Below are 26,301 nucleotides of genomic sequence, written 5' to 3' on the forward strand. Positions count from 1 at the left end.
GGATCAGCCCGCGTCCCGGCGCGTCCAGCGAAACACCCGCTGGGCGATGACGAGGCCGACAACCAGCCAGACGCTGAGCACGATCGCTCCGGTCCCGAGCTGCCAGGAGCCGCCCGGCTCGGTGACCACGAAGTTGTCCGGCAGGAACACCGACCGCATGCCCTGGGCCAGCCACTTCAGGGGGAAGACCGACGCGATCGTCCGCATCCAGGCCGGCAGGTCGCTGTAGACGAAGTAGACCCCGGACATGAACTGCAGCAGCAGGACGACCGGTGTGACGACCGCCGACGCGGCCTTCCCTGACTTCGGTACGACGGAGAACGCGATCCCGAGGACGGAGCCGGACGCCGTACCGAGGATGAAGATCCAGAGGAACCGCAGCCACTTCTCCGGCTCGGTCGGGATGGCGACGTCGAGCAGCAGACCGGCGATCAGCAGCAGCAGCGCGAACTGGAGGATCGAGGTGGTCAGGACCAGCCCGATCTTCCCGGCGAAGTACGACTGCGGGGACATCGGCGTACCGCGGAGCCGCTTCAGCAGGTCCTGGTCGCGCTCGATCGCGATCGAGATCGCCAGCGACTGGAAGCTGGACAAGAAGATGCCGGAGGCAATCATCCCAGGGGTGAAGTAGGTGGCCGCGGTGACCCCGCCGCCGAAGTTCGAGCCGCCGAAGACGGCCGAGAAGATGCCGAGGAAGATGATCGGGAAGAAGAACGTGAAGATCAGCGCCTCGCGCTCGCGGAAGAACTCCTTCACCTCGAGCCTGGTCCGGGACAACCCGACCTTGAGCGGGGACGGCAGGCTGACCGTGGGGGTGCTCATCGAACCGCTCCTTCCAGCTCGGCGGCCGCGTCGGCCTTGCCGATCAGTTCCAGGTAGATGTCTTCCAGGCTGGGCCGACGGACCTGCAGCTCCGGGACCTCACCGCCGTACTGCGCAAGGAGCCGGGCCACCTCGGCGGTCGGGGTGTCGGTGCGGATCTCGCGCGGGCCGTCCGAGGCCAGCCAGGAGACGCGGGCCGTCCGGGCGCCGCGGCCGCCGAGCGTGTCCGGCGTCGCGACCTCGAGCATCTTGCCGTCGGTGATGACGCCGACCCGGTCGGCCAGCTCCTCGGCCTCGTCGAGGTAGTGGGTGGTGAGCAGGATCGTGGTGCCCTCGGTGCGCAGGTTCCGGATCAGCGTCCAGAACTGTCGCCGTGCCTCGGGGTCGAACCCGGTGGTCGGCTCGTCCAGGAACAGCAGCTCGGGGTTGCCGATCACGCCGAGCGCGACGTCGAGCCGGCGGCGCTGACCGCCGGACAGCTTCCGGGTCCGCGTCTTGCGCTTCTCGTCCAGCCCGACCGCGGCGATCACCTCGTCGGGGTCGCGCGGCGACGGGTAGTACCCGGCGAAGTGGTGGATCAGCTCGGCGACCGTCAGCTCGGCCTCGTCCCGCGAGGACTGCGCCACGATCCCGATCCGCGCCCGCCAGTGCCGGTCGGCGTGGGCCGGGTCGCTCCCCAGTACGGCGATCTCACCTTCGTCGGCGTGGCGATACCCCTCCAGAATCTCCACGCTCGTCGTCTTGCCCGCCCCGTTGGGCCCCAGCAGTGCGAACACCTCACCGCGGAAGATGTCCAGGTCGACACCCGCCACCGCCACCTTGTCCGGGTACCGCTTCACCAGCCCCCGCACCCTCACAGCCTTGTCTGTCTCCATGCCTCAACTCTCGCGGCCGGAGGACCTCCCCGGGGAGCGTCACCCGGCGGACCCCGTGTCCCCCGACCGGTGGACAGGGCCCGCCACGCCCGTCAACGCTGTCGGGACGGGAAAAAGTTGGTTAGCGTCGGGGGATGGGACAGACGGTGCGTGGTGTGGTGGCGATGGCCAAGGGTGCTCCGGTGACGATCGAGGAGATCAACATCCCGGATCCCGGTCCGGGCGAGGCCGTGGTGCAGATCCAGGCGTGCGGGGTCTGCCATACCGACCTGCACTACCGCGAAGGCGGCATCAACGACGAGTTCCCCTTCCTGCTAGGGCACGAGGCGGCCGGCATCGTCGAGAGCGTCGGTGACGGCGTCACCGAGGTGCAGCCCGGCGACTTCGTCGTACTGAACTGGCGGGCGGTCTGCGGCAACTGCCGTGCCTGTCTGCGCGGCCGCCCCTGGTACTGCTTCAACACGCACAACGCCAAGCAGAAGATGACGCTCAAGGACGGCACTGAGCTCAGCCCCGCGCTCGGCATCGGCGCGTTCGCCGAGAAGACCCTGGTCGCCGCCGGTCAGTGCACCAAGGTGGACCCGGCCGCCAAGGCCGAGGTCGCCGGGCTGCTCGGCTGCGGCGTGATGGCCGGCCTCGGCGCCGCCATCAACACCGGGAACGTCGGCCGCGGTGACACCGTCGCCGTGATCGGTTCCGGCGGAGTCGGTACGGCGGCAGTCGTCGGAGCCCGGTTGGCCGGGGCCGCGAAGGTGATCGCGATCGACCTCGACGAGCGCAAGCTCGCGACGGCCCGCGAGCTCGGCGCGACCCACGCGATCAACTCCAAGGACCTCGACCACGACGGGGTGGTCGGGGCGATCCAGGAGCTGACCGGCGGGTTCGGCGCCGATGTGGTGATCGATGCGGTCGGTCGTCCCGAGACCTGGAAGCAGGCCTTCTACGGCCGCGACCTGGCCGGCACGGTCGTCCTGGTCGGCGTACCGACACCGGACATGCGCCTCGACATGCCGCTGCTCGACTTCTTCGGCCGCGGCGGTTCGCTCAAGTCCAGCTGGTACGGCGATTGCCTGCCGAGCCGCGATTTCCCGCTGCTGATCGACCTGCACCTGCAAGGCCGGCTACCGCTCGACCGCTTCGTCTCCGAGACCATCGCCCTCGAAGACGTCGAAGCCGCCTTCACCAAGATGCATCACGGCGACGTACTGCGGTCGGTCGTCCTCTTCTAGACCGTAAACGAGATCCACGTGTCCTGAGGAGCATCCGGCTTGCCCTTGACCGGCCGGTGCTCCTCGGTCCACGCGTCGCCCGACATCTCCGTGGCGACTCGTCGCCAGAAGCTGACCGCGGTCGTGTTGTTGTCCTGGAACGCGACCTCACACGGCCCCGGGTGGTTGGCAAGCACTTCCTGGACCGCCCGCAGCCCGTGGCCGCCGCGACGCATCGGACGCACGATGAAGAAGCTGTTCAGCACATGCACCGGCTGCTGCAGTGCGCGCATCAGGCAGTACCCCACCGGGTGCTCACCGCTGTGGAAGATATACCCCGCCCACTCCGGGTCCCCGGTCAGAGCCGACTCCAGCCAGTCGCTCCGGTAGCTCCCGTCGGCAGCCGGCAACTGCCCTTGGAACTCCGACAGGTCGTGCCGGAACATCAGATACAGCCGCTCCATCACCACTCGGTCGTCGGCACCAAATCGCCGTACCACCAGGTCACTCATAGCTCTCCTCATAAGGCTCGGAACGCAGAAAAGCCTCCCGCCGGAATCGTCCGGTACGGAAGGCTTACTACGGTCAGTATAGCTAACTGAGCTTCTGGCAGTCGGCGCAGGTGCCGAAGATCTCCAGGGTGTGGCTGATGTCGGCGTAGCCGTGCTCGGCCGCGACCTTGTCGGCCCAGCGCTCGACGGCCGGTCCCTCGACCTCGACGGTGCGCCCGCAGTTGCGGCAGACCAGGTGGTGATGGTGACCCTTCGAACAACGCCGGTACGCCGTCTCGCCGTCGGCCGTTCGCAGGACGTCGACCTCGCGGGAATCGGCCAGCGCCTGCAGGGTCCGGTAGACGGTGGTGAGCCCGACGGCCTCCCCGGAGGTACGGAGCTGCGCGTGGATCTCCTGTGCAGTCCGGAAGTCGTCCAGCGTGTCAAGCGCCAAAGCGACCGCAGCGCGCTGACGGGTCGAGCGTGTTCCGATAGCCACCGTTCCTCCTGTCCTCACCGGCTTTTCCGCGGCATCGCCAGTAATTGTCTCAGAACTCAGCAAATCAGTGCTCATCCCAGTGATCCCCGTGCGCGGCGTGCAGGTGCCCGTCGTGGACGTAGTCGACGTGATCACCGTGCTCGACCTTCTTGTGACTGCACTCCTCGCCGTGCGCGTGCGGGTGCCCGGCGCTCACGACGTGCGGCACCGGACCCGGTACGCCGACCTCCGGCTCCTCGTCGTCCAGGGGTGCGACGCGGCCGGAGCGCCGCCGCAGCAGCGTGCCGACGGTCGCGGCCACCACGAACCCGGCCAGCGCCAGGACGACGATGGTCGCGCCCGGAGCGACGTTCGCGTTGTACGACGTGATGATGCCCGCCAGACACGCGGTCACACCGATCGCGCACGCGGTCACGAACGTACTGCGGAAGGACCGCGTGATCTGTTGCGCGGTCGCCACCGGTACCACCATCAGCGCGCTGACCAGCAGCAGGCCGACAGTCCGCATCGCCACGGTCACCGTCACTGCAGCCATCACGGCGATCAGCAGGTTCAGCAGCTGGACCCGCAGCCCGGTGACGCGGGCGAACTCCTCGTCCTGACAGACCGCGAACAGTTGCGGGCCCAGCCCGATCGCGATCACCAGGACAGTGACGGCCAGCCCGACAACGACGTACAGGTCGCTGGTGGAGACGGTGGTGAGTGAGCCGAACAGATAGGTGTTCAGGGTGGCTGCGCCTTGACCAGCTAGGCCGATCAGCAACACACCGCCCGCGATCCCGCCGTAGAAGAGCAGTGCGAGTGCGACATCGCCGGACGCCTTCCCGCGGGCCCGGACGAACTCGATCGCGGTCGCACCGACGATCGAAACGATGATCGCGGTCAGCACCGGCGCCGTACCGGTCAGCAGCCCCAGCGCGACCCCGGTGATCGCGATGTGGCCGATCCCGTCACCCATCAGCGACAGCCGTCGCTGCACCAGGTACGTACCGATGGCCGGCGCGGACAGCCCGGTCAGCAGCCCCGCGATCAACGCGCGCTGCATGAACTCCAGCTGGAACATAGTCATGAGGTCAGCCACCCCGAGTCGTCGGAAGCTTCGTGGGAGTGGTGGACGTGGGCACTGGTTTGCGAGGCGTGCGGGGGACCGTCGTACACGATCCGGCCGCGGCGCAGGATGACCGAACGGTCGATCAGCGCATCCATCGGGCCGAGATCGTGGCTGACCATCACCACGGTGGTTCCGCGCTTGACCCGCTCCCGGATCGCGTCGGCGAAGATCGCCTGACTCGCCAGGTCCACCCCGGCCGTCGGCTCGTCGAGGATCAGCAGCTCCGGATCGGACACCAGAGCCCGCGCGATCAGCACGCGCTGCTGCTGCCCACCGGACAACTCGGCGACCGCGTCCTTGCGCCGGTCAGCCATGTCCACGACCCGCAGCGCGTCCTCGATCGCAGCCTTCCCGGCCGCGCTCAGCGGTGCGAACAACCGCCGCCGCGACAACAGCCCGGACGACACCACTTCATACACAGTCGCCGGTACGCCGCCCGCTGCGGTGATCCGCTGCGGTACGTAACCGATCCGCTTCCACGCGCGGAACCGAGGAACCGGCGTACCGAACAACCGGACCTCACCACGCGCCGCCGGCAGCAGACCGACGACGGTCTTGATCAGGGTGGACTTGCCCGAGCCGTTGGTCCCCAGTACGGCGACCACCTCGCCCTGGCGGATCTGGAGATCGACGCCCCGCAACACCAGGCGACCGCCCAGGTCGACCGAGAGATCGGTGACCTGGACGGCTTTCGCGGCGGTGTCTGGTTCCGCGTTCTTGGGGACTGTCACGCGCAGCTGTTCGCCTTCCGGAGCTCGGAGAGGTTCTCCCGCATCAGGCTCAGGTAGGTCTCGGAGGAGTTGGCGTCCGACAGGCCCTCGATCGGGCTCAGTACGGCGGTCTTGACGCCGACGTCGCGGGCGATCGTCTCGGCCACCTTCGGGCTGACCAGTTCCTCGTAGAAGATCGTGGTGACGTGCTGGTTCTTCACGATCTTCTGCACCTCCTCGATGCGGGTCGGGGTCGGTTCGGCGTCCGGGGTGAATCCGGCGATCCCGACCATCGTCAGACCGTACCGCTTCGCGAGGTAGGCGAACGCCTCGTGACTCGTCACGAACGTCTTCAGTTTGCAGTTGGCCAGCCCGGTCTTGTACTCGGTGTCGAGCTTGCCGACCTCGCCCAGCAGCGTCTTGGCGCGGGCCTTGTAGCCGTCCGCGTTGGCGCTGTCGGCCGCGGCCAGCTTGTCGGTGACCGCGTTCACGACCGCGGTGTAGCGGATCGGGTCCAGCCAGAAGTGCGGGTCGAGCGCGCCGTCGGTGTGTGAAGCCGGCTTGACCGCGCCCTCCTCGTGCTCCTCGAAGTCCGCGCCGGTGGCCTCCAGCTGAGCGGCCGGAGCGACGTCGAACCCGGCGTCCTTCGCGTTCTGCTCGACGGCCTCGTCGACGGCCGGCTGCAGGCTCTTCTCGTAGACGACCAGCTTCGCGCTCGCGATCTGGCCGACCTGCTTCGGCGTCAGTTCGAGGTCGTGCGGCTCCACGCCCGGTGCGGTCAGTGTGGTGACATTGACCGCGTCACCCCCCACTGTGCGGGCGATGAACTCGAGCGGGTAGAACGAAGCAACGACGTCGAGCTTGCCACCGGAGCCACCGGCGGCCGGCGACCCGCCGCATCCGGCCAGGGCGACGGCCGCCAGGACGGCGGCACCGGCAACGACAGCGCGAGCACTAGATCTCATGACAATCATTTTCATTTAAGTGGAGATGATTGTCAAAACAGGGAGTTCAACCGATGAGCAGCCGACCCGTGGGGCGCCGCCGCGCCGACCGCCGGGGGACCCGTCGCCGTACCTTGGAAACACCGTCAGGACACGGCCACGGGCATGGTCACGGCCATGGCGATCACGTCGTCGACACCTCGGTGGTCGACCAGGATGCGGTCGTCGCCCGTCGGGTCCGGATCGTGGTCGCGGCGGTCCTGGCGCCGCTCATCACGGCTGCGGTGATCGCGATGATCGTGATGTGGCCGGGCGGCGGGGTCAAGGTCTCGACGTACCAGACCGACACGGCCCGGGGTTCGGTCACCAAGCTCGCGCCCTGCCCGGACAAGCGCGACCAGTGCGATCTCGCGACGATCAAGCTGTCGACCGGCCCGGACAAGGGCAAGGAGGCGCCGGTCCAGGTGCCGCAGGCGGGCAAGGTCCCGATCGCGGTCGAGGTCGGTCAGTCCCTCATGCTCGGCGTCCAGAGCGACGCCAAGGACATCGCGAGTCGCTATCAGTACGTCGATCATGACCGCACCAAGCCGCTGTTGATCCTGGCCCTGGTGTTCGCGGTCGCGGTGGTCGCGCTGTCCCGCTGGCGGGGCTTCGCGGCGCTGATCGCGCTGGCGGTGACCGCGGTGATGCTGACGCAGTTCATCCTGCCGGCGATTCTGAAGGGCTCGAATCCGCTACTGGTGGCCGTGGTCGGCGGCACGGTGATCATGGCGATCGCGCTCTTCCTGACCCATGGGATCAATGCCGAGAGTTCGATCGCGTTGTCCGGGACGATCGCCGCGCTCGGCATGACCGTCGTACTGGGGTGGTTCTTCACCAAGTTCTGCCAGTTGACCGGGCTTGCGTCGGATGGGGCGTCGGCGGCCAAGCAGTTCGCGCCGAACCTGAGTCTGACCGGCCTGCTGGTCGCCGGCATGGTGATCGGTGCGCTGGGCGTGCTCGACGACGTCACGGTCACCCAGGCGGCCGCGGTCTGGGAGTTGTCGGCCGCCAATCCGTCCGCTTCCCGCGCCGAGCTGATCAGCGCCGGGCTCCGGATCGGCCGGACTCACGTCGCCTCGGTCGTGAACACACTGGTTCTCGCGTACGCCGGTGCTGCGATGCCGGTGCTGATCACCTTCGCGATCCAGGGACTGCCCGGGCAGTACGTGCTGTCGACGGAAATGGTCGCGATGGAGGTCGTCCGCGGCCTGGTCGGCAGCCTCGGAATCATCGCCGCCGTACCGCTCACCACGACGCTGGCCGCGCTCGCGGTGGCCGACCGCAGCCGGGACCTGGTCAGCGCCCAGTAACCGCGACGGCAACAACTGACAACAACTGAAAATCAGCCCTTCCCCCGGGCGGCCAAGCCTCCTACAGTGCAATTAGGTCACGGAGAGTCCGCCCACGACTACCTTCTGTGGCCAATACGGGGTGAGGAGCGCTGATGAGATTCCGCCATCGGGACGGATCGATCGTCCACCTGGGGTACTCCGCCACAGTTCTGCCTGCCACCGACCTGGATGAGCTGATCAAGTGGCTGGACGGCTGCGCGGGCGTCGCCCGGGCCGAGCTCGGCGTACCGACGCTCGGCATCGGGCTGTGGCTGGTGAGTCCGCTCGCGGACCGGCTGGCCAACTCGCCGGTCGCGTTGCGCAAGCTGCAGCGGGCGCTGGCCAAACAGCAGTTGGAGGTCGTTTCGCTGAACGGCGTCGCCCACTCGGCGTTCGTCGACAAGGTCGTCGGTTCCAAGGTCTATTGCCCGGACTGGACCGACACCGAACGCCTTCGCTACACGGTCGACCTGGTCGACATTCTGGCCGAGTTGATGCCGCCGGACGCGTCGTACGGGTCGATCTCGACGCTGCCGTTGGCCTGGCGCGAGCCGTGGTCGAAACAGCGCAACGAGGCGACGCGGGTGGCCTTCGATCGGCTGGAATTCCACCTCGACCGGACTGAACGCCGTACCGGCCGGCGGATCCGGATCGCGGTCGAACCCGAGCCTGGCTGTGTGCTGGAGATGGTCGGGCAGGCGGCGGGCTGGCTGAGCAAGTACGTCAGCCCGGACGCCGGGAAATCGCGCATCGGGCTCGGGCTGGACACGTGCCATCTCGCCGTCCAGTTCGAGGAGCCGGCGCCGGCGTTCGAAACGCTCTGGCGTGCAGGTGTTGACGTGGTGAAGGGTCAGTTGTCGGTGGCGCCGCAGTTGGTCGACCCATCTGACGGATTGGGCCGGCAGGTGCTGAGCGACATCAGTGACCCGAGGTTTCTGCGGCAGGTGCGCGAGTGGTGTGGGCCTGGCGTCGACGACATCGACCTGGCGTACCAGCTGTCCGGTCACGCCTGCTGGCGGATGCATGCGCACATTGCTGCCCATGAGCCGCCGCCTCCGCCGCTCACCGCGACTACCGCCGTACTGGATGAGTGTCTGAACCGCTTGGTCGGCGGTGGGCATCCGATGACGCACCACCTGGAGTCGGAGACCTACACGTGGACGCGCCAGCCGCGGACCCGGGCGCAGCTCGCCAAGCGGATCGTCGGGGAGTTGCAGTGGCTCCGGGATCGCCTTACTGGACTGGGTTTGCGGGAGATACTGACCTGAGGAACTGCTCGACGAGTGGATTCGGATTGTCGCGACGCCACACCAGATACATGCGTGTCGACGTGCCTTTGATCGTTCGCGGTACGACGCCGTACCGGCCGAGCGCGCGGAAGGAGTCGGCCAGGATCGCGGCGCCGAATCCAGCCGAGGCGAGGGCGAGCAGGGTCTGCACGGTGCGTGCCTCGGCGCCGATCACCGGGGTCGCGTCGGCGGTCCGGAAGATCATCATGATCTCGTCGTAGGACTGCGACGACTCCTCGCGCGGCCAGATCACCAGCGGTACCTGGCCGAGCTCGGCGGCCTTGATCTCGCCGGTGGACTGGGCCAGCGCGTGGCCGGCCGGGAGGAAGGCGGTCATCGGCTCGTGCCACCACAAGCGAGTGACGAGCTGTACGTCGGCGGCGGGGAGCCGCTGTACGGCGATGTCCGCCTCCCCGTCGAGTACGGCGGTCGACATGGCGGCGTCGTTGAAACTCTCGACCAGGTTGAGGGTGACGTCGGGGAGCGTCGCGCGGAAGGCGGCGAGCGCGCCCGCCAGCGGGCCGTTGATGCCGGAGCCGGCGAAGGTCAGTGTGAGCCGGCCGCGGCGACCTGCAGCGATGTCGCGAACCTGCTGCTCGGCGGCGGCTGCGTTGGCTAGCAGGACGCGGGCTCGCTCGACGAGTGCTGCGCCGGCGGCTGTCGGGACGGTCCGGCGGTTCTCGCGGGTGAAGAGCTTCGCGCCGAGTCGACGCTCCAAGTCGCGCAGTTGCCGGCTCAGCGTGGGTTGGGTGATGTGTAGCGCGTCGGCGGCCTGAGCGACCGAACCGGCCTCAGCCACGGCAACGACGTACGAGAGTAACCGCAGTTCCATGTATGCCTTCCGGGCATGTCGAGTGAGCCTAAGAATGCCTTGAAGGCTACTCGATCCGCGACCATGCTTTTCGTATGACCAACAACGCCACGACTCGCCAGCAGCAGTTCGACCACGGCATGACCGTCCTGGATGCCGTCGACGGCGAGGGCGGCCAGCGCGTGATCGACGCGCTGGCCGACGTCTCGCCGGAACTCGGCCACCAGGTCGTCGCCTGGGCCTTCGGCCAGATGTACACGCGCACCGAGCTCACCCCGCGCGACCGCCAGCTCGTCACGCTCGGCATCCTGACCGCCCTGGGCGGCTGCGAACCGCAGCTCGACGTCCACGTCAACGCCTCGCTGAACGTCGGCCTCACCCGCTCCGAGATCGTCGAGGCGTTGCTGCACGCGTCCGTCTACTGCGGAATGCCGCGCGCGCTCAACGCCACGTTCGCCGCGAAGAAGGTCTTCATCGAGCGCGGCCTGATCCCCTCGGCTTGACCACACCTTTGTGGAGCGTCGTGGGCGTCGGATGGCACTTACCCTCCACAAAGCTGCTACCGCACAGGGCAGCACGGACCACAGGGCTTGGCGCTCACTGTTGGTCGGGCGCGACGAAGAACGCTCAGGACCTGTACGGCGGCCTCGCACGGCCGGCTCATGATGTCGAACCAGCCGTAGCGCAGCGTGGATTCGGCCCGCAAGGTGGCTCGGTTGTCCCGGTCGACATCTCGCAGGTGCCGAAGCTCCAGCAGCGAGTGCGAGCCGGCCGCAACGTCGTTCAGGATCGGGAGAAGTGCTCGTCGGTGGCGTAGCCGCGGATGATCGGTGAGCGCCTTCAGGATGTCCGCAGGCGTCACGCGGCCGCTTTGGCACGCTTGGGCGATTACCGCGGCCGCCTCATCCGGTGTACGGCTGATGCCGACGATGTCCAGTACGGCGTCCGCCGCGGTCCGCCGGGGCGGCACCACCGTGGCGAGCCGGTGGAGCCAATGCTCGTCGCGGACAATGACGAGTCCGGGTTGAGGATTCACCCGGCGCCGTTTCGGGATCACCACGTAGATGGGCCGGCTGCTGTCCGGCTTGAGTAAGCCAAGTTGCTCCGCAGCGGTGTAGTGACTCCACGCCGCCTCGGGTCCGGCGTAAAGGAGTGCGGCCAGCCGGCGCTCGTCGTACCCGATCGGTCCGATGTGTGTCGCATAGACAGTCGGGTGGACGGTTTGCCAGCGACGACTGCGCAATCCGCGGCGGATCTGGGAGGCGGACCAACCGGCTGCCTGTAGTTGGGCACGCGAAACGATCAGATTCTGGTCGTGGATCAGCGCCTCGATGCCGTTGTCCGCGAGGTGCCGCTGCCACCACCAATCCATCGCCTAAGCCTGACGGAATCGCGCGCTAGCCGTCCGAAGGCCTGTGGATAACCGCCACCTCGCGGTCGACCGCCATCTTTGTGGAACCGGAAGGCCACCCCGCGGCCACGACCTTCCACAAAGGCATCAGGCTGATTCGCGGAGCACTAGTTCGGTGGGGAGGGTGACCGGGTCGGCGGTGCCTTGGGTGAGGAGGTTGAGGAGGAGCTGGGTGGTGTGGACTGCTTGGTCGGTCATGGGGGAGCGGATGGTGGTGAGGGCGGGGGAGGTGTAGAGGGCGGCTTCGATGTCGTCGAAGCCGATGACCGCGACATCGTCGGGGACGCGACGACCGGCTTGGCGCAGGGTGCGGAGGGCGCCGATCGCCATCAGGTCGTTGGCGGCGAAGACGGCGTCGAGGTCGGGATCGTCGTCGAGGAGCTGGCGCATCGACTCGGCGCCGGAGATGCGGGTGAAGTCGCCGAGGGCAACGATCGAGCGGCGGCCGGTGTCCTTCAGGGCTTCGCGGTACGCCGCTAGTCGCTCCTGCGCGGCGGTCATGTCGAGGGGGCCGGAGATGGTGGCGATCCGGCGCCGGCCTTGGGCGAGCAGATGCTGGACGGCCTGGGTGGCGCCGCCGTGGTTGTCGTTGTCGACCCACGGCATCAGGCCGGGGGTGGCGAGGCGGCCGTGCGACACGATCGGGAGTCCGGTTCGCGACAGTACGGCGGGGAGTGGGTCGGAACCGTCCATCGAGACCAGGATCGCGCCGTCGACGTGACCTGCGGCGAGTGACTTCTCGACCCGGAGGCGGCTCTCGTCGGAGCCGGCCAGCATCAGGGAGACCTGCTTGCCCGCGCGCTCCAGTTCACGGCTCGCGGCGCGGACGACCATCGCGAACATCGGGTCGTCGGAGACCAGCCCGGCCGGGGGATCGGAGACGATGATCGCGATCGTGTTCGTCCGCTGGGTGACCAGGTTGCGGGCGGCGCCGTTCGGCACGTAGCCGAGCTCGGCGACCGCGGCCATCACGATCTCCCGGATCGCGGGCGCGACCGTCGGCTCCCCGTTGATGACGCGGGACACGCTCGACTTCGACACCCCGGCCCGGGCCGCCACGGCATGCAAGGTCGGCCGTCTCATGGTCTGAGGATGCCACGGTTCCGGAACCTGTCAACCCTTGACACCGTTCCCTCACGGGCACCAGTCTCCCTCTCAGGGAACGTTCCCTGATGTGCATAATCCGACTGCCCCGGAGACGCCCATGCCACATCTCACCCGCCCGAGATTTGCGGCGGCCCTCGCCGTACTCTCCCTCCTGATCGGCACGCTGGTCGCGCTCCCCGCGCGCGCCGCCGACGTACTGCTGTCCCAAGGCAAGACCGCCACCGCCTCCTCCTCCGAGAACGCCGTCTTCGGCGCCGCCTCCGCCGTCGACGGCGACCCCGGCACTCGTTGGTCGAGTGCGTTCGGCGACCCGCAATGGCTGCAGGTCGACCTCGGTACCTCGGCCACCATCAGTCAAGTGCAGCTGTCCTGGGAGGCCGCGTACGCGACCGCCTTCCAGATCCAGGTCTCCGCCGACGCGTCCAACTGGACGACCGTCAACACCACCACGAATGGTGCTGGAGGCAACCAAACTCTGAATGTCAGTGGTACCGGTCGCTACGTCCGCCTGGTGGGCACGCAGCGAGCGACGCAGTGGGGTTACTCGCTGTGGGAGTTCAAGGTCTTCGGCGCCGGTGGTACGGGCCCTGGCCCCGGCTCCGGTCTGCTGTCCTACAACAAGCCGGGCTTCGCCTCCACGCAGCAGAGTGACGGCAACTGCTTCGAGTGCACGCCGGCGCGCGCGTTCGACCTCGACCCGGCCAGCCGCTGGGCGACTGCGACCGACTCCGGTTGGGTCGACCCGGGCTGGATCTACGTCGACCTCGGCGCGACCGCGCAGATCGACAAGGTCGTCCTGCAATGGGATCCGGCCTCGGCCAAGTCCTACCAGCTGCAGGTCTCGAACGACGCCAACAACTGGACCACGATCTACTCGACCACGACCGGCCCCGGCTTCAAGCAGACGCTGACCGTGTCCGGCAGCGGTCGCTACGTCCGGATGTACGGTACGCAGCGCAACTCGCCGTACGGGTATTCGCTGTGGGAGTTCCAGGTCTACGGCACCGGGGGAGCGCCGAACACGCCGCCGACCCCGCCGGCCGACCCGGCGAACCCGCCGCAGCTGATCTTCCAGGACAACTTCGACACCCCGGCCGGCACCAAGCCCGACGCGAGCAAGTGGCGCGCCGACCCCGGCATCGGCCAGAACAACGAGTTGCAGGTGTACACCAACAACGACAACGTCCAGACCGACGGCCAAGGCCACCTCGTGATCGAGGCCCGTCGCCAGGAAACCCCCGGTACGGCGTGCCCGATCGACCCGGTCAGCGGTAAGGGGACGTGTCAGTACACGTCCGGCCGGATCAACACCGGCACGAAGTTCGACACGACGTACGGCAAGGTCGAGGCGCGGATCAAGGTGCCGAAGGGCAATGGTCTGTGGCCCGCGTTCTGGATGATGGGGAGCGACTTCCTCACCGGCCGGCCGTGGCCGTACAACGGCGAGATCGACATCATGGAGATCCTCGGCCGGGAGACCACCAAGGGTTACTCGACGTTGCACGCCCCGGCCTACAACGGCGCCGGCGGGTACGGCGGTTCCTACGGCCTACCGGGTGGCGCGGACTTCGCCAATGACTTCCACACCTGGACGATGCTCTGGAACTCCACCGGCATCACCTACCAGGTCGACGGCACCACGGTGTTCACGGTCGACAAGGCTCAACTCGAGGCGACACGCGGGCCGTGGATCTACGACCACCCGTTCTACCTGATCCTGAATCTGGCTGTGGGCGGCGACTTCCCCGGTCCGCCGAACGCGGCCACGCCGTTCCCGTCCCGGATGCTCGTCGACTACGTCCGCGTCTACCACTGAGAGGAGTCCGCTGATGAGAAGAGCTCTACTGACTGTGCTCGCCGTACTCGGCGCCTTCCTGGTGACCTCGGGCAACGCACAAGCCGCTGAAACCCTTTTGTCCCAAGGGCGTCCAGCCCTCGCCTCGTCGGTCGAGAACGCCGGTACGCCGGCTGCCGCGGCCGTCGACGGCGACAACGGCACCCGCTGGGCGAGCGCCTTCGCCGACAACCAGTGGCTGCGGATCGACCTCGGGTCCACCCAGTCGTTCAGTCGCGTGCTGCTGCGCTGGGAGGCGGCGTACGCGCGCGGGTTCCAGATCCAGACGTCCAACACCGGCAACGAATGGGTCACCGTCCAGACGACCACCAACGGCACCGGTGGTGAGCAGAGCCTCGCCGTGACCGGCTCCGGCCGTTATGTGCGAGTCCTGGTCACTGAGCGCGCAACCCAGTGGGGAGCGTCGCTCTGGGAGTTCCAGGTGTACGGCGGAACCGCCGGTGGGCCAATCGTCCGGGTCGCGGAGTTCCTCGCGGACTGCGCGTACACGCACCGGCTGCCGGACGACCCGATCGTGTTCCCGAACATGCCGGGTGCGTCACACATGCACAGCTTCTTCGGTGCCACGGTGACGAACGCGAACACAACCGTGGACGACCTCGCCACCTCACCAACCAGTTGCAATCCGTCGGTCGACAGGTCGTCGTACTGGGTGCCGACGTTCTACTCGAACAACCAGCCCGTCGAGCCCACCGGTACGACGTTCTATTACCTGGGGGAAGGTGTTCGGGACGATGTCATCGCGCGCACCCAACCGCTGCCTTACGGGCTGCGGATCGTGGCCGGCAACGCGAAAGCCACCGGGCCGAACGACAACACCATCTCGCGGTGGTCATGTCTGCACGCGGGTGACGCGGGTGCCGGTCACGACTTCATCAACTGTCCGGCGGGGTCGATGCTGGAGTCGTACCTCGATTTCCCGCAGTGCTGGAACGGTCGCGACCTCGACTCACCGGATCACAAGAGCCACATGGCGTACCCGGTGAACGGCGACTGCCCGGCGACGCATCCGATCCCGGTACCGAAACTGCGGCAGGTACTGCGCTACCCGGTGAACGGCCCGACCGCGGGCTTCCGGTTGGCAAGCGGCGGTGGGTTCACCATGCACGGCGACTTCTTCAACGCCTGGCCGGTGGACGAGATGGCTCGCCGCGTCAACGACTGCATCCGCCCGATCATCAAGTGCGGGGCGGACGGTCACCCGTGAGGCTGTTCCCCCTACTGGCGTTGGTCGCCGGAGTGCTCGGAGGGTGTGGCGCCCAGCCCCAGCCACAACCCCCAGCTCCGGCGGCCTCCGTCGACCCCGCCTTCAACCCCACGGACGCCGCCTGGCTCGGACTGATGATCCCGATGGACGAACAGTTCCTCAAGATCCTCGCCTTCGCGCCCACCAACTCCACAGACCCCGCCGTACGGCGCCTGGCCGCCAACCTGACCGTCAGCCACCAAGCGGAACTCAAACAACTGATCGCCCTCCGCGACCGCGCCCACCTACCCACCGAAAACGCCCACTTCGGCCACGACATGCCCGGCATGATGACCGAGGACGAGGTAACCGCACTACAGCAGCTACGCGGCCCCGCCTTCGACAAGGTCCTCCGCCGCGAGATCAAAGACCACCTCGACCAGTCCGCCCTCGTAACCCGCAGCGAAAAAGCCGCCGGCCAAGAGCCCGCCGTCAAACAGCTAGCCACCACAATCGAGAAAACCCGCACCACCCAATCCGCCCACCTCCGCTAGCTAGCCGCTGCACCCCGTTGAACGAGCCCGGGCTGGCCCGGTACGGCGGTGCGTGAGCTGGCCCGGTACGGCGGCTGGTTGGGAGTGCTTTGGGTGGTCGGGCGTGGCGGTTGGCGCGCGGGGTGGTCCGGTGCAGCGGTTGGTCGGGCGAGCTGGGGCTCGTCCGGCACGGCGGTTGGTTGGGCGTGCTGGGGTTGGTTCGGCACGGCGGTTGGTTGGGCGTGCTGGGGTTGGTTCGGCACGGCGGTTGGTTGGGCGTGCTGGGGTGGTCCGGCGTGGGTTTGGTTCGAGGTGCGTAGGTGGTTCGGCGCGGGGGTGGTTTGAGGGGGTGTGCGTTGATGGAGGGTGGTGAATGTCGAGGGGGTTGTCTGGTCGGGGTGGGGTGATGGCGTGCGGCGGCCTTGGGGAGGGTGGGTGGGGTAGCTTCGTGGTGTGCCAGCTGACGTGTTCGAACCGCCTGCCCATCGGGGTCTGCTCACCGAGAGCATCGCCCGGCGGCTGCAGAACGAGATCCGCTCCGGCGCGATCCCGGTCGGCGCGAAGTTGCCGTCGGAACGCGAACTCGCCGTACAGTTCGGCGCGAGCCGCAACGTCCTGCGCGAGGTACTCCGCCGCCTCGAAGCCCAGCACCTGATCGAGGTCGCGCCCGGCCGAGGCTCCTTCGTCATCGACCAGTCGACCGCCGACGCACGCAGCTATGACGCGCTCTACCGCGCCGGCCGCCCCACTGTCCGCCAACTGATCGAGGCCCGCATCCCGATCGAGGTCGAGATCGTCGGCCTCGCCACCGAACGCGCCACCGACGTGCAGATCGAAGCGATGCGAACCGCCAACGCCGCGATGATCGCCGCCACCGACCCGGTCGTGAAGTCCCGCGCCGACCTCGAGTTCCACGACACCATCGCGGCCGCCGCCGGCAACCCTGTCCTCCGCATCATGCTCTCGTCCATCGGCGGCATGATGTTCGAGATGATGCTCCGCTCCAACTCGGACCCCTCCATCGCCGAACCCGGCGTACCCCACCACCCCGAGATCCTCGAAGCCATCACCGCCCGCGACCCCGACCGCGCCCGCCACCACATGCGCGAACACCTGTCGCTGGCCCTCCGCACCTACGGCCCCGACCTGGACCTAAGCCTCGACGTCATGGCCGCCAACCACATAGAAACCCTCCTCCACCGCCGCCCCACCCCCTAACCCCTGGCCACCCCCAGCGGCAGGACAAACGAAGCGCTAGCCCGAGACCCATCACCAGAAGTACTCACCCCCGCACGCCGGCTCCGCCCCGCGCACCCGCACCCGCGCCCGCGCCCCGACGCCCGACGCCCGACGCCCGCGCCTGACGCCCGACGCCCCGCGCCCCGCACCCGCACCCGCACCCCGCGCAGCCTGTCCCCGGCCCCCGTCGGCTGCCTCCGCCCCGGTACCGCGGCCTGTCTCCGCCCCCGGGTACCGCGGCCCACTACCCCGCGCATTTCACTGGCTATCCCCTGAAGTTGCTGGTTCTCCCCTCAAATTTCGAGGGGAGAAGGGACAAGTTCAGGGGAGATCCGGTCAAATGGCCCTGGGGTGAGGCGGTACGGCGAGGCGGCGGTGAGGTTGACGAGAGGGCCGTGATCGGGCGACTGGCTGCCGCCGGCGGTGATGAGGCTTGCCAGCTGACCCCGGTAGTGGGTTTCGGCGAGTGGTTGATAAGGCTCGGCGTCTGGCCCGAGGTGGTGGGTTCCGCGCCGGGGTGATGAGGCTCGGCATCTGGCTCGAGGTGGTGGGCTCCGCTCCGGGGGTGATGAGGCTCGATAGCTGACCCGGCGTTGTGGGTTCGGCTGGGGTGGTGAGTGGGTTCAGTGGGTGGTTGACGAGGGCTGGCCGGTGACCCGGTGCACGCGTCGTACTGGCTTGGGTTTTGGGGCGCGGTGGGCGGAGGTCGGCGTAGGGGAACGGGTTGGGGCGCGAAACTGACCGGAATTGACCAGTTATGCGCCCCAGCCCGGCGACTCCGGTGGGAACCACAGTCCGCCGAGCGCACGGGCCACCAGATCGGCTCATCCCGAGGCTCCACCCCACGGCGGCGGTCGGGGCATTTGGTGGGTTGACCCATGAGGTGGTGGGTTCTGGACCCGCATGAGGGTGCGGAACCCACAAGCGGATGGGTCAACCCACCAGATGGCGTGAGGGTGGACCTGGGAAGAGGGGTTTGGTACGGTCCGACTGGTAGGACCAGTTGGACCGGAGGTGGTTGGGTGTGGATGGGGTGATCAGCCGGCGGGCGTTCGGGCGGTTGGGGGTGGGGGTTGCAGGCGGGTTGTTGGTTGGTGGGTGTTCGGCGGGGGCGCCTGGTGGGGACACGCGGTTGCGGGTGGCGGCCGTGAATCATGTGTGGACCCGGGCGATCCAGAAGCGGTTGCCGGAGTTCGAGGAGCGGATCGGGCGGCGGGTGTCGATGTCGCTGCTGACCGGCGACCAGCTGTCGAGTAGTTACAACGTGAAGCTGAACGCGTCGGCGACTGACATCGACGTGATGATGGTGCGGCCGTTGCAGGAGCAGTTGCTGTTCGCTCACAACAACTGGCTCGCTGACCTGTCCGGCCGCGCACAGGGTGACACCGCGTTCAACTGGGGTGACTTCCAGGCCGCACCTCGCGAAGCGTCGACCACGGCGGGCAAGGTGTTGAGCGTGCCGGTGGTGACTGAGCGACCGGTTCTCTATTACCGCAAGGATCTCGTCAACACGCCGCCGCGCACGCTCGACGAGCTGCAGCAGGCCGCCGCGCGCCTGACCACCAAAGACCACTTCGGGTACGTCGGCCGCGGCCAGCGCAGCGGCGCGGTGACCCAATGGTCGAGCTTCCTTTACTCGTACGGCGGTGACTTCACCCGCGACGGCCGTTCCGCGATCGCGACGCCGGAAGCGATCGCGGCGTACCAGTACTACGGCGATCTGCTGGGCAAGTCCGGTCCGCCGGGAGCGACCAACATGAGCCTTGAGCAGGCGATGCCGATCTTCGCGCAAGGCAAGGCGGCGTTCTACATCGACGCCGACGCGATCTACACCAGCCTGGTCGATCCGAAGGTCTCCACGATCGGGAAGACCATCGGGTACGCGCCGTTCCCCAGTGGTCCGGCCGGCTCGAAGCCGTACAACATCCCGTCCTGGAGCCTCGGCATCAACCGGTTCTCGAAACTCCAGGACCACGCGTGGGAGTTCATCCGCTGGGCCGCGAGCAGCGAGACTGTGACCGCGCTCCAGACAGCCGGCATCCCGGGTGCCCGCGAGTCGGTGTGGGCGGATGCCAACGCGGCAAAAGGTTTCCCGGCCGAGCTCGCTGCAGCGATGAAGGTCAATGCTCGCAACGGCGTTGGACACGATCGACCTGAGGTACTGCAGGTCGGCCGGGCGCGCGACATCGTCGGCCGGCCGCTGGTGTCCGCCGTACTGCAGGAGGACGTTGCTCCGGTCGCGCGGGACGCGGACCAAGAGTTCGAAGACTTCCTTGTTCGCGACAACCGGCACCGGGAGTCCTGATGGACAACCGTCACCTCAAATGGCTGATGCTGTCGCCCGCCCTGCTCTTCGTCGGCGCGATGATCATCTTCCCGTTGCTGTTCACGCTGAACCTCAGCACCACGGACGCATTCGGTGCTGTGAACGCCGGCGCCAAACACATCGGCCTGCAGAACTTCGCGGATGCGTTCAGCGACAACAGAAGGTTCTGGCCGGCTGTCTGGCGAACGATCGGGTTCACCGTCGGTGCCGTCGCGCTGGAGACCGTGTTCGGGCTGGCGTTGGCGATGCTGATGCGTAGGGCCTTCCGCGGCATCCGTTGGGTGCGGACCGTCCTGATCATCCCGCTGCTGGCGACGCCGGTCGCGATCGGCATCCTGTGGTTGCTCATCCTCGACCCAACCAACGGCGTCGCGAACCACCTGCTCGCCGTCGTCGGTATCCCGCCGCAAGAATTCCTCGGCTCGGTCTCCGGATCCCTTCCCACACTGGTGTTGATCGACGTCTGGCAGTGGACGCCGATGATGACGCTGCTGTTGCTGGCCGGCCTGTCGACACTGTCCGACGAGCCGGAAGAGGCCGCCAGCATGGACGGCGCCAACGCCTGGCAACGCTTCCGGTACGTCGTTCTGCCGATGCTCGGCCCGACCCTCACGACCGCGCTTGTCCTCCGAGCCGTCGACGGGCTGAAGACGTTCGACATCATCTACGCCACCAAGGGCGCAGGCGGTGGTTCGTCGTTCGAGGCGGAGACGCTCAACGTGTACGCGTACGGACTCACGTTCGACTACCAGGAGTACGGCCTCGCTGCCGCGGTACTGGTCCTGTTCACGCTGTTCATCATCGGCGTGGTCATGCTGCTTCGTCGGAGGACCGCATGAAGACACTCCGCGGAATCGCGATCACACTGGTGGCGCTGTTCTTCAGTCTGCCGATCGTCTGGATGTTCGCCGCCGCGTTCAAAACCAACGTGCAGGTCACCGACCCGTCCATCGGGCTGATCTTCGCCCCCACATTGGACAACTTCCGCGCGGTCCTGGCCGACGACCGGATCCTGCCGTCGATGCTGAACTCGCTGATCGTCGGCGTGACGTCCACGGTGCTATCGGCGATCATCGCCGTACCGGCTGCTTGGGCGGTCGGGCGGTTCCGGATGCACCGAGCCGGTTCGCTGGTACTGGTGGCGCGGATCGTGCCGGCCATCTCGCTGCTCGTGCCCTGGTACTACCTCTTCGCGCGGGCTGGGCTCGTCGGCAGCTACACCGTGCTGATCCTCAGCCACATGTTCGTCTCGGTGCCGTTGATCCTGTGGATCATGATCGGGTTCTTCGAAGGGCTGCCGATCGAGCTCGAGGAGGCGGCCCGCGTCGACGGACTCACCGCGTTCGGAGCGTTCCGCCGGATCGCGTTGCCGCTCGCAGCACCCGGTACGGCGACCGCTGCCGTACTGGCGTTCGTCGCGAGCTGGAACAACTTCATGTTCGCGTTGATCCTGTCCGACGAGCACACGATGACCGTGCCGGTCGCGTTGTTCTCGTTCATCTCGTACGCCGGGACGGACTGGGGCGGCCTGATGGCCGCCTCGACCGTGATGACCGTTCCGGTCGTTGTGGTCGCCGTACTGGCACAGAAACATCTCGTTGCCGGCCTCACGGCCGGCGCCACGAAAGGCTAAGCACATGAAGATCGTCGATGCGTCCGTCGTCGTCACCAGCCCGGGCCGCAACTTCGTCACGTTGCGGATCACCACCGACGACGGCGTGACCGGGCTGGGCGACGCGACCCTCAACGGTCGCGAGCTCGCCGTGGTCAGCTACCTGCGCGACCACGTCGCGCCGCTGCTGATCGGCCTCGATCCACACAAGATCGAGGACACCTGGCAGTCGCTCTATCGCGGTGCGTACTGGCGGCGCGGCCCGGTCACGATGGCGGCGATCGCGGCCGTGGACGTGGCGCTGTGGGACATCAAGGCCAAGGTGGCGAACCTGCCGCTCTACCAACTGCTCGGTGGCGCGAGCCGTGATCGCGTCCGCACGTACGGTCACGCGAACGGCCGCGACCTACCTGAGCTGTTCGACTCGGTCCGCGAGCGGATGGAGCAGGGATACCAGTCGATCCGGATCCAGACCGGCGTACCGGGATTGAAGCGCGTGTACGGCGTCCATGGCGAACCCGAGGTGAGTCCGGACGGGCACCCGCGGCCGCTCGTCGAGGACTGGGACACGGGCGCGTACCTGCGCCACATGCCGACCGTCTTCGAGGCCGTGCGGAACGAGTTCGGCCCCGACCTGCCGCTGCTGCACGACTCGCACCACCGGCTGACGCCGATTCAGGCGGCCCGGTTGGGTAAGGACCTGGAGCCGTATGACTTGTTCTGGCTGGAGGATTGCACCCCGGCCGAGAACCAGGAGGGTCTGCGGCTGGTCCGTAGCAAGACCACGACCCCGCTCGCGATCGGCGAGGTCTTCAACACCGTGTTCGATTTCCGCACGCTCGTCAACGAGCAGCTGATCGACTACGTCCGTGCCGCCGTCACACACTTCGGGGGCGTTTCACCCCTGAAGAAGCTGTTCGACTTCGCAGCGCAGCAACAGATCAAGAGCGCGATTCACGGACCGGAAGACATTTCGCCGGTTGGCATGGCGGCCGCGATCCACCTCGACCTGGCGATTCACAACTTCGGCATCCAGGAGTACGCCGGATACACCGCCGCGACCGAGGACGTGTTCCGGCATGCGTTCACGTTCGCGGACGGGCACCTGCACCCGGGCGACGCACCGGGCATCGGTGTGGAGCTGGACGACGAGCTGGCCGCCGCCCACCCCTACGCACCGGCCTACCTGCCGGTCAACCGGCTCGCGGACGGAACCGTCCACGACTGGTGAGCGCTTAGGCTCCCGCGATCCGGGAGACGGCGAACAGCAGGATCACCAGGATCGAGAAGATCCGCAGGAACTTCGGGCCGGTCGTGACGGCCGGCCAGGACAGGAACGCCAGCCAGCCGAGCACCAGGGCCAGCAGGATCAGGGCCGGTACGGCGGCCGGGACCGGAGCGAAGACTCCGACCAGCGCCAGCACACCGGTGATGATCGGCAGGGTCAGCTTCGGCATCCCGTGCAGCCGCGCGACGTACGGGTAACTGATCTTGGTGATCCGCTGCCGGAGCGGGCTCACCGGCTGACTGCTGGGGGAACTCATGGGCCCATTGTTCCAGGTCCGGCGAACTGCTCAGTACCGTGGAACCGATGATCCACCTGGTGCGCGTGTTCCCGGCCGGACCCGGCGGCGGCAACCCGGCCCCGATCGTGGTCGACGCCGACGAGATGTCCGACGACGAGATGCAGGCGGTCGCCCGATCCTCCGGGCACGAGAGCGGCTTCGTCGTCGGTACGCCGGAAGGCTTCGACCTCGGACTGCGGTTCTGGGTACCGAACCACGAGATGGAGATGTGCGGTCACGCCACGGTCGGCGCCGTCTGGCTGCTCGACCGCCTGGGCCGGCTGCCGCGTGACGAGGTGAGGGTGTGGACCCGCAGCGGCCCGGTCACCGCACGAGTGAGCGGGCCGAGCGACGACCGCCTGGTGGAGGTCACGCAGGACGAGGGCGTGGTCGAGCCAGTCCAGTACGACGGAGTGGCCGCCGTACTGGACGTCTTGGGCCTGTCGGCAGAGCAGCTCGCGGCCGCTCCGGTGCGGAATGCGCGGACCAGCCGGGTGAAGACGCTGGTGCCGGTCAGCAGCGTGGAGATCCTCGACGGCCTGCAGCCGGACTTCAGCCGGGTGGAGGAGGTCTGCAAACTGATCGGGTCGACCGGGCTCTACCCGTACGCCGTTGAATCCGCCGCCGGACAGGTGTTCCGGGCGCGGCAGTTCCCGCGGTCGTCGGGCTACCCCGAAGACGCGGCCACCGGGATCGCCGCGGCCGCGTTATGTTTCGGGCTGCGGGAGAACGGCTGGGTGGGGGACGGGCCGATCCGGGTCAAGCAGGGGCAGGCGATGGGGAGTCCGTCGGAGATCGTGTTGCGGTTCTCCGACGAGGGCGGGATCTGGCTGGGCGGGCGCGTGGACATAGGGTGAGCGCGTGTTCGTCGTGATCAGGTTCCGGGTGCCGGAGACCGAACAGGTGGAGTTCGCGGTCCGGCTGGACGCGGCCGTCGAGGTGCTGAGCCGGCAGAAGGGGTTCGTGGCGGCGCAGACTGGTCGGAACCTCGATGACCCGGAGCTGCTGGCGCTGAACCTGGAGTTCGTGAACGTCGGGAGTTACCGGCGCGCGCTCTCGCCGTACGAGGTGAAGCTGACCGCCGTACCGCTGCTGTCGCAGGCAATCGACGAGCCCACCGCCTACGAGGACCTGGCCGTCGACCGGACCGGGTTGCTGCCGTAGCAGTCACGCATCCACTGAATGCGACTTTGGCCACCCCGGACCGATAGCCTGGTCCTTTCCGTACCCGACCTGTGCCCGTTTCTGGAGTTCAAAAGTGCCCGTGGAAACCGTCGATGCCGTCGTCAGCCTCAGCAAGCGCAGAGGCTTCGTGTACCCCTGCGGCGAGATCTACGGTGGAACCAAGTCGGCCTGGGACTACGGTCCGCTCGGTGTCGAGCTGAAGAACAACGTCCGCACCCAGTGGTGGCGCTCGATGGTGACGAGCCGCGACGACATCGTCGGCCTGGACTCCTCGGTGATCCTGCCGACCAAGGTCTGGGAGGCCTCCGGTCACCTGCAGGAGTTCGTCGATCCGCTGACCGAGTGCCAGTCGTGTCACAAGCGGTTCCGTGACGACCACCTGCGCGAGGACTACGCCCGGCGCAAGAACAAGGATCCCGAGACCGTCGAGCTGGCCGAGATCGCCTGCCCGAACTGCGGGAACAAGGGCACCTTCACCGCGCCGCGGATGTTCAACGGCCTGCTGAAGACCTACCTCGGCCCGGTCGAGTCCGAGGAGGGCCTGCACTACCTGCGCCCGGAGACCGCCCAGGGCATCTTCGTGAACTTCGCCAACGTGATGGGCACCGCGCGCAAGAAGCCGCCGTTCGGCATCGCCCAGATCGGCAAGAGCTTCCGCAACGAGATCACCCCGGGCAACTTCATCTTCCGGACCCGCGAGTTCGAGCAGATGGAGATGGAGTTCTTCGTCGCGCCGGGCGCCGACGAGGAGTGGCACGAGTACTGGCTGAAGGCGCGCTGGGACTGGTACACCGGCCTCGGGCTGAACCCGGACAACATGCGCTTCTACGAGCACCCGAAGGAGAAGCTCAGCCACTACTCGAAGCGCACCGTCGACATCGAGTACCGGTTCAACTTCGGCGGCAAGGAGTTCGACGAGCTCGAGGGCATCGCGAACCGCACCGACTTCGACCTGTCCACGCACTCCAAGCACTCCGGCGCCGACCTGTCGTACTTCGACCAGGAGAAGGGCGAGCGCTGGACGCCGTACGTGATCGAGCCCGCGGCCGGCCTGACCCGCAACGTGCTCGCGTTCCTGCTCGACGCCTACACCGAGGACGAGGCGCCGAACGCGAAGGGCGGCGTCGACAAGCGGACCGTACTGCGCTTCGACCCGCGGATCGCGCCGGTCAAGGCCGCCGTGCTGCCGCTGTCGCGCAACACCGACCTGTCGCCGAAGGCTCGCGATCTGGCCACCGAGCTGCGGAAGAACTGGAACGTCGACTTCGACGACGCCGGTGCGATCGGCCGCCGTTACCGCCGCCAGGACGAGATCGGTACGCCGTACTGCATCACCGTGGACTTCGACACGCTCGAGGACCACGCGGTCACGATCCGTGAGCGCGACTCGATGAAGCAGGAGCGGGTCGCCCTGAGCGAGGTCACCGGGTACCTGGCCCAGGCGCTGGTGGGTTGCTGACGTGAAGGTGATGGGCGAGCGTCTGCGGTTCGGTCTGGCTGTGTTCGGGGTGTCGGCGCTGGCCGTCTTCCTGCTGGCCGCCTGCTCCGACACTGATCCCAAGGCGGGCTCGAACCCGTCCGCGCCGAACAGCTCCGGTCCTTCGGTGCCGTCGTCGGCGCCGATCCCGACCGCGTCGACGCCGACCCTCAAGCCGCTGCCGACGCCCTCGAAGCCGTGGCCGGCCCCGGTGGTCACGGGGGCGCCGGCTGACGACGCGCCGCTGGCCAACCGGATCCGCTTCGCGATCGCCAAGCAGACCCAGATCACCGCGGGCAAGGCGGCCAAGACCACCGTCAACTGCCCTGGCCTGGACGCCGCGGACAAGCCCGGGAAGCACACGCTGAAATGCACGGTCACGTACGCCGGTCAGTCGTTCACCGGCACGTTGACCGTCGACGCCGAGCCGTACAACGCGTCGTACAAGTTCACCTCCGAACAAGTTGCCGTGGTCAAGGAGAAGGTCGTCGACGCGGTGCTGCGCGCGGTCCCGGACGCCTCGAAGATCACCTGCACGATGAACCCGGTGGCCGTCGTACCATCGAGTGGTGACGGCATCCGCTGCGATGTCACCACCACCGCGAACGCGGTCGTACCCCACAACGCTCGAATCTCTGGCGACGGCAAGATCCTCGTCGCGAAGGCCTGAAT

Annotated in this window: 27 protein-coding genes; 16 read left to right on the top strand and 11 right to left on the bottom strand. The window is 67.6% G+C overall.

Going from position 1 to position 26,301, the window contains the following annotated elements:
- Positions 1-3: 3 nt before the first annotated feature.
- The gene (locus tag ACIA49_RS12675) at positions 4-822 is read right to left on the bottom strand and encodes an ABC transporter permease (RefSeq protein ID WP_396377274.1); all 819 of its coding nucleotides are present in this window, start codon (positions 820-822) and stop codon (positions 4-6) included.
- Positions 819-1,697: an ABC transporter ATP-binding protein gene (locus tag ACIA49_RS12680; RefSeq protein ID WP_396377275.1), complete on the bottom strand. Its 879-nt coding sequence runs from the start codon at positions 1,695-1,697 to the stop codon at positions 819-821. Before ACIA49_RS12680 ends, ACIA49_RS12675 begins: the two co-directional genes overlap by 4 nt.
- 134 nt (positions 1,698-1,831) lie before the next feature.
- Here ACIA49_RS12680 and ACIA49_RS12685 point away from each other — a divergent pair, with 134 nt between their 5' ends.
- Positions 1,832-2,926, top strand: a complete 1,095-nt coding sequence (locus ACIA49_RS12685) for an S-(hydroxymethyl)mycothiol dehydrogenase (RefSeq protein WP_396377276.1) — start codon at positions 1,832-1,834, stop codon at positions 2,924-2,926.
- Here ACIA49_RS12685 and ACIA49_RS12690 read toward each other — a convergent pair.
- The 5 genes from ACIA49_RS12690 to ACIA49_RS12710 all read right to left on the bottom strand — a co-directional run bounded on the left by ACIA49_RS12690 (position 2,923) and on the right by ACIA49_RS12710 (position 6,681).
- Complete coding sequence (locus tag ACIA49_RS12690) at positions 2,923-3,417, bottom strand: GNAT family N-acetyltransferase (RefSeq protein WP_396377277.1); 495 nt, start codon at positions 3,415-3,417, stop codon at positions 2,923-2,925. The genes ACIA49_RS12685 and ACIA49_RS12690 overlap by 4 nt on opposite strands.
- An 82-nt stretch (positions 3,418-3,499) precedes the next feature.
- The gene (locus ACIA49_RS12695; protein ID WP_396377278.1) at positions 3,500-3,895 is read right to left on the bottom strand and encodes a Fur family transcriptional regulator; all 396 of its coding nucleotides are present in this window, start codon (positions 3,893-3,895) and stop codon (positions 3,500-3,502) included.
- 64 nt (positions 3,896-3,959) lie between these two features.
- Positions 3,960-4,964, bottom strand: coding sequence for a metal ABC transporter permease (locus ACIA49_RS12700; RefSeq protein ID WP_396377279.1), 1,005 nt, complete (start codon positions 4,962-4,964; stop codon positions 3,960-3,962).
- Positions 4,961-5,737, bottom strand: coding sequence for a metal ABC transporter ATP-binding protein (locus ACIA49_RS12705; protein WP_396377280.1), 777 nt, complete (start codon positions 5,735-5,737; stop codon positions 4,961-4,963). The genes ACIA49_RS12700 and ACIA49_RS12705 overlap by 4 nt, the downstream gene beginning before the upstream one ends.
- On the bottom strand, positions 5,734-6,681 hold the full coding sequence (locus ACIA49_RS12710) for a metal ABC transporter substrate-binding protein (RefSeq protein ID WP_396377281.1): 948 nt from the start codon (positions 6,679-6,681) through the stop codon (positions 5,734-5,736). Before ACIA49_RS12710 ends, ACIA49_RS12705 begins: the two co-directional genes overlap by 4 nt.
- 53 nt (positions 6,682-6,734) lie before the next feature.
- Here ACIA49_RS12710 and ACIA49_RS12715 point away from each other — a divergent pair, with 53 nt between their 5' ends.
- Positions 6,735-8,012: a YibE/F family protein gene (locus tag ACIA49_RS12715; RefSeq protein WP_396377282.1), complete on the top strand. Its 1,278-nt coding sequence runs from the start codon at positions 6,735-6,737 to the stop codon at positions 8,010-8,012.
- Positions 8,013-8,146: 134 nt separating this feature from the next.
- Positions 8,147-9,301: a metabolite traffic protein EboE gene (eboE, locus tag ACIA49_RS12720; protein ID WP_396377283.1), complete on the top strand. Its 1,155-nt coding sequence runs from the start codon at positions 8,147-8,149 to the stop codon at positions 9,299-9,301.
- Here the strand turns inward: eboE and ACIA49_RS12725 are convergent.
- Positions 9,267-10,154: a LysR family transcriptional regulator gene (locus ACIA49_RS12725; protein WP_396377284.1), complete on the bottom strand. Its 888-nt coding sequence runs from the start codon at positions 10,152-10,154 to the stop codon at positions 9,267-9,269. The two genes, eboE and ACIA49_RS12725, sit on opposite strands and share 35 nt — an antisense overlap.
- 74 nt (positions 10,155-10,228) lie before the next feature.
- Here ACIA49_RS12725 and ACIA49_RS12730 point away from each other — a divergent pair, with 74 nt between their 5' ends.
- Complete coding sequence (locus ACIA49_RS12730) at positions 10,229-10,636, top strand: carboxymuconolactone decarboxylase family protein (protein WP_396377285.1); 408 nt, start codon at positions 10,229-10,231, stop codon at positions 10,634-10,636.
- 56 nt (positions 10,637-10,692) lie between these two features.
- On the opposite strand, the gene ACIA49_RS12735 is transcribed toward ACIA49_RS12730, so the two are convergent.
- Entirely contained in the window at positions 10,693-11,505 is an 813-nt protein-coding gene (locus tag ACIA49_RS12735; protein WP_396377286.1) for a hypothetical protein, read from the bottom strand.
- 126 nt (positions 11,506-11,631) lie between these two features.
- Positions 11,632-12,627, bottom strand: coding sequence for a LacI family DNA-binding transcriptional regulator (locus ACIA49_RS12740; RefSeq protein WP_396377287.1), 996 nt, complete (start codon positions 12,625-12,627; stop codon positions 11,632-11,634).
- Between the two features lie 121 nt (positions 12,628-12,748).
- On the opposite strand from ACIA49_RS12740, the gene ACIA49_RS12745 reads away from it, so the two are divergent.
- The 8 genes from ACIA49_RS12745 (at position 12,749) to manD (ending at position 22,633) form a co-directional block, all read left to right on the top strand.
- A complete protein-coding gene (locus ACIA49_RS12745) occupies positions 12,749-14,467 on the top strand; it encodes a discoidin domain-containing protein (protein ID WP_396377288.1) in 1,719 nt (572 codons plus the stop codon).
- Between the two features lie 13 nt (positions 14,468-14,480).
- On the top strand, positions 14,481-15,713 hold the full coding sequence (locus tag ACIA49_RS12750) for a DUF1996 domain-containing protein (RefSeq protein ID WP_396377289.1): 1,233 nt from the start codon (positions 14,481-14,483) through the stop codon (positions 15,711-15,713).
- Positions 15,710-16,246 carry a DUF305 domain-containing protein gene (locus ACIA49_RS12755; protein ID WP_396377290.1) on the top strand — a complete coding sequence of 179 codons (537 nt, stop codon included), beginning with the start codon at positions 15,710-15,712 and terminating at the stop codon, positions 16,244-16,246. Before ACIA49_RS12750 ends, ACIA49_RS12755 begins: the two co-directional genes overlap by 4 nt.
- A 432-nt stretch (positions 16,247-16,678) precedes the next feature.
- On the top strand, positions 16,679-17,443 hold the full coding sequence (locus tag ACIA49_RS12760; RefSeq protein WP_396377291.1) for a FadR/GntR family transcriptional regulator: 765 nt from the start codon (positions 16,679-16,681) through the stop codon (positions 17,441-17,443).
- Between the two features lie 1,168 nt (positions 17,444-18,611).
- On the top strand, positions 18,612-19,769 hold the full coding sequence (locus ACIA49_RS12765) for an ABC transporter substrate-binding protein (protein ID WP_396377292.1): 1,158 nt from the start codon (positions 18,612-18,614) through the stop codon (positions 19,767-19,769).
- Positions 19,769-20,629 (top strand): carbohydrate ABC transporter permease, encoded by an 861-nt coding sequence (locus ACIA49_RS12770; RefSeq protein WP_396377293.1) that lies wholly within the window; start codon positions 19,769-19,771, stop codon positions 20,627-20,629. The genes ACIA49_RS12765 and ACIA49_RS12770 overlap by 1 nt, the downstream gene beginning before the upstream one ends.
- Complete coding sequence (locus tag ACIA49_RS12775; RefSeq protein WP_396377294.1) at positions 20,626-21,423, top strand: carbohydrate ABC transporter permease; 798 nt, start codon at positions 20,626-20,628, stop codon at positions 21,421-21,423. The genes ACIA49_RS12770 and ACIA49_RS12775 overlap by 4 nt, the downstream gene beginning before the upstream one ends.
- A 4-nt stretch (positions 21,424-21,427) precedes the next feature.
- Positions 21,428-22,633: a D-mannonate dehydratase ManD gene (manD, locus tag ACIA49_RS12780; RefSeq protein WP_396377295.1), complete on the top strand. Its 1,206-nt coding sequence runs from the start codon at positions 21,428-21,430 to the stop codon at positions 22,631-22,633.
- Positions 22,634-22,637: 4 nt separating this feature from the next.
- Here manD and ACIA49_RS12785 read toward each other — a convergent pair whose 3' ends face one another.
- Positions 22,638-22,946 carry a DUF6703 family protein gene (locus ACIA49_RS12785; protein WP_396377296.1) on the bottom strand — a complete coding sequence of 103 codons (309 nt, stop codon included), beginning with the start codon at positions 22,944-22,946 and terminating at the stop codon, positions 22,638-22,640.
- A 47-nt stretch (positions 22,947-22,993) separates the two neighbouring features.
- On the opposite strand from ACIA49_RS12785, the gene ACIA49_RS12790 reads away from it, so the two are divergent.
- The 4 genes from ACIA49_RS12790 (at position 22,994) to ACIA49_RS12805 (ending at position 26,299) form a co-directional block, all read left to right on the top strand.
- Complete coding sequence (locus ACIA49_RS12790) at positions 22,994-23,824, top strand: PhzF family phenazine biosynthesis protein (RefSeq protein ID WP_396377297.1); 831 nt, start codon at positions 22,994-22,996, stop codon at positions 23,822-23,824.
- Between the two features lie 4 nt (positions 23,825-23,828).
- Positions 23,829-24,131: an antibiotic biosynthesis monooxygenase family protein gene (locus ACIA49_RS12795; protein WP_396377298.1), complete on the top strand. Its 303-nt coding sequence runs from the start codon at positions 23,829-23,831 to the stop codon at positions 24,129-24,131.
- 94 nt (positions 24,132-24,225) lie between these two features.
- Positions 24,226-25,611 carry a glycine--tRNA ligase gene (locus ACIA49_RS12800; RefSeq protein ID WP_391545524.1) on the top strand — a complete coding sequence of 462 codons (1,386 nt, stop codon included), beginning with the start codon at positions 24,226-24,228 and terminating at the stop codon, positions 25,609-25,611.
- A gap of 10 nt (positions 25,612-25,621) precedes the next feature.
- Positions 25,622-26,299: a hypothetical protein gene (locus ACIA49_RS12805; protein WP_396377299.1), complete on the top strand. Its 678-nt coding sequence runs from the start codon at positions 25,622-25,624 to the stop codon at positions 26,297-26,299.
- Positions 26,300-26,301 lie beyond the last annotated feature (2 nt).

Source organism: Kribbella sp. NPDC051587 (assembly GCF_044453945.1).
Taxonomy (GTDB): Bacteria; Actinomycetota; Actinomycetes; order Propionibacteriales; family Kribbellaceae; genus Kribbella.

Coding starts and splice junctions, on each gene's coding strand:
- ACIA49_RS12675 (WP_396377274.1), bottom strand. CDS start 822: ATGAGCACCCCCACGGTCAGCCTGCCGTCCCCGCTCAAGGTCGGGTTG.
- ACIA49_RS12680 (WP_396377275.1), bottom strand. CDS start 1,697: ATGGAGACAGACAAGGCTGTGAGGGTGCGGGGGCTGGTGAAGCGGTAC.
- ACIA49_RS12685 (WP_396377276.1), top strand. CDS start 1,832: ATGGGACAGACGGTGCGTGGTGTGGTGGCGATGGCCAAGGGTGCTCCG.
- ACIA49_RS12690 (WP_396377277.1), bottom strand. CDS start 3,417: ATGAGTGACCTGGTGGTACGGCGATTTGGTGCCGACGACCGAGTGGTG.
- ACIA49_RS12700 (WP_396377279.1), bottom strand. CDS start 4,964: ATGACTATGTTCCAGCTGGAGTTCATGCAGCGCGCGTTGATCGCGGGG.
- ACIA49_RS12710 (WP_396377281.1), bottom strand. CDS start 6,681: ATGAGATCTAGTGCTCGCGCTGTCGTTGCCGGTGCCGCCGTCCTGGCG.
- ACIA49_RS12715 (WP_396377282.1), top strand. CDS start 6,735: ATGAGCAGCCGACCCGTGGGGCGCCGCCGCGCCGACCGCCGGGGGACC.
- eboE (WP_396377283.1), top strand. CDS start 8,147: ATGAGATTCCGCCATCGGGACGGATCGATCGTCCACCTGGGGTACTCC.
- ACIA49_RS12725 (WP_396377284.1), bottom strand. CDS start 10,154: ATGGAACTGCGGTTACTCTCGTACGTCGTTGCCGTGGCTGAGGCCGGT.
- ACIA49_RS12730 (WP_396377285.1), top strand. CDS start 10,229: ATGACCAACAACGCCACGACTCGCCAGCAGCAGTTCGACCACGGCATG.
- ACIA49_RS12735 (WP_396377286.1), bottom strand. CDS start 11,505: ATGGATTGGTGGTGGCAGCGGCACCTCGCGGACAACGGCATCGAGGCG.
- ACIA49_RS12740 (WP_396377287.1), bottom strand. CDS start 12,627: ATGAGACGGCCGACCTTGCATGCCGTGGCGGCCCGGGCCGGGGTGTCG.
- ACIA49_RS12745 (WP_396377288.1), top strand. CDS start 12,749: ATGCCACATCTCACCCGCCCGAGATTTGCGGCGGCCCTCGCCGTACTC.
- ACIA49_RS12750 (WP_396377289.1), top strand. CDS start 14,481: ATGAGAAGAGCTCTACTGACTGTGCTCGCCGTACTCGGCGCCTTCCTG.
- ACIA49_RS12770 (WP_396377293.1), top strand. CDS start 19,769: ATGGACAACCGTCACCTCAAATGGCTGATGCTGTCGCCCGCCCTGCTC.
- ACIA49_RS12775 (WP_396377294.1), top strand. CDS start 20,626: ATGAAGACACTCCGCGGAATCGCGATCACACTGGTGGCGCTGTTCTTC.
- manD (WP_396377295.1), top strand. CDS start 21,428: ATGAAGATCGTCGATGCGTCCGTCGTCGTCACCAGCCCGGGCCGCAAC.
- ACIA49_RS12785 (WP_396377296.1), bottom strand. CDS start 22,946: ATGAGTTCCCCCAGCAGTCAGCCGGTGAGCCCGCTCCGGCAGCGGATC.
- ACIA49_RS12790 (WP_396377297.1), top strand. CDS start 22,994: ATGATCCACCTGGTGCGCGTGTTCCCGGCCGGACCCGGCGGCGGCAAC.
- ACIA49_RS12805 (WP_396377299.1), top strand. CDS start 25,622: ATGGGCGAGCGTCTGCGGTTCGGTCTGGCTGTGTTCGGGGTGTCGGCG.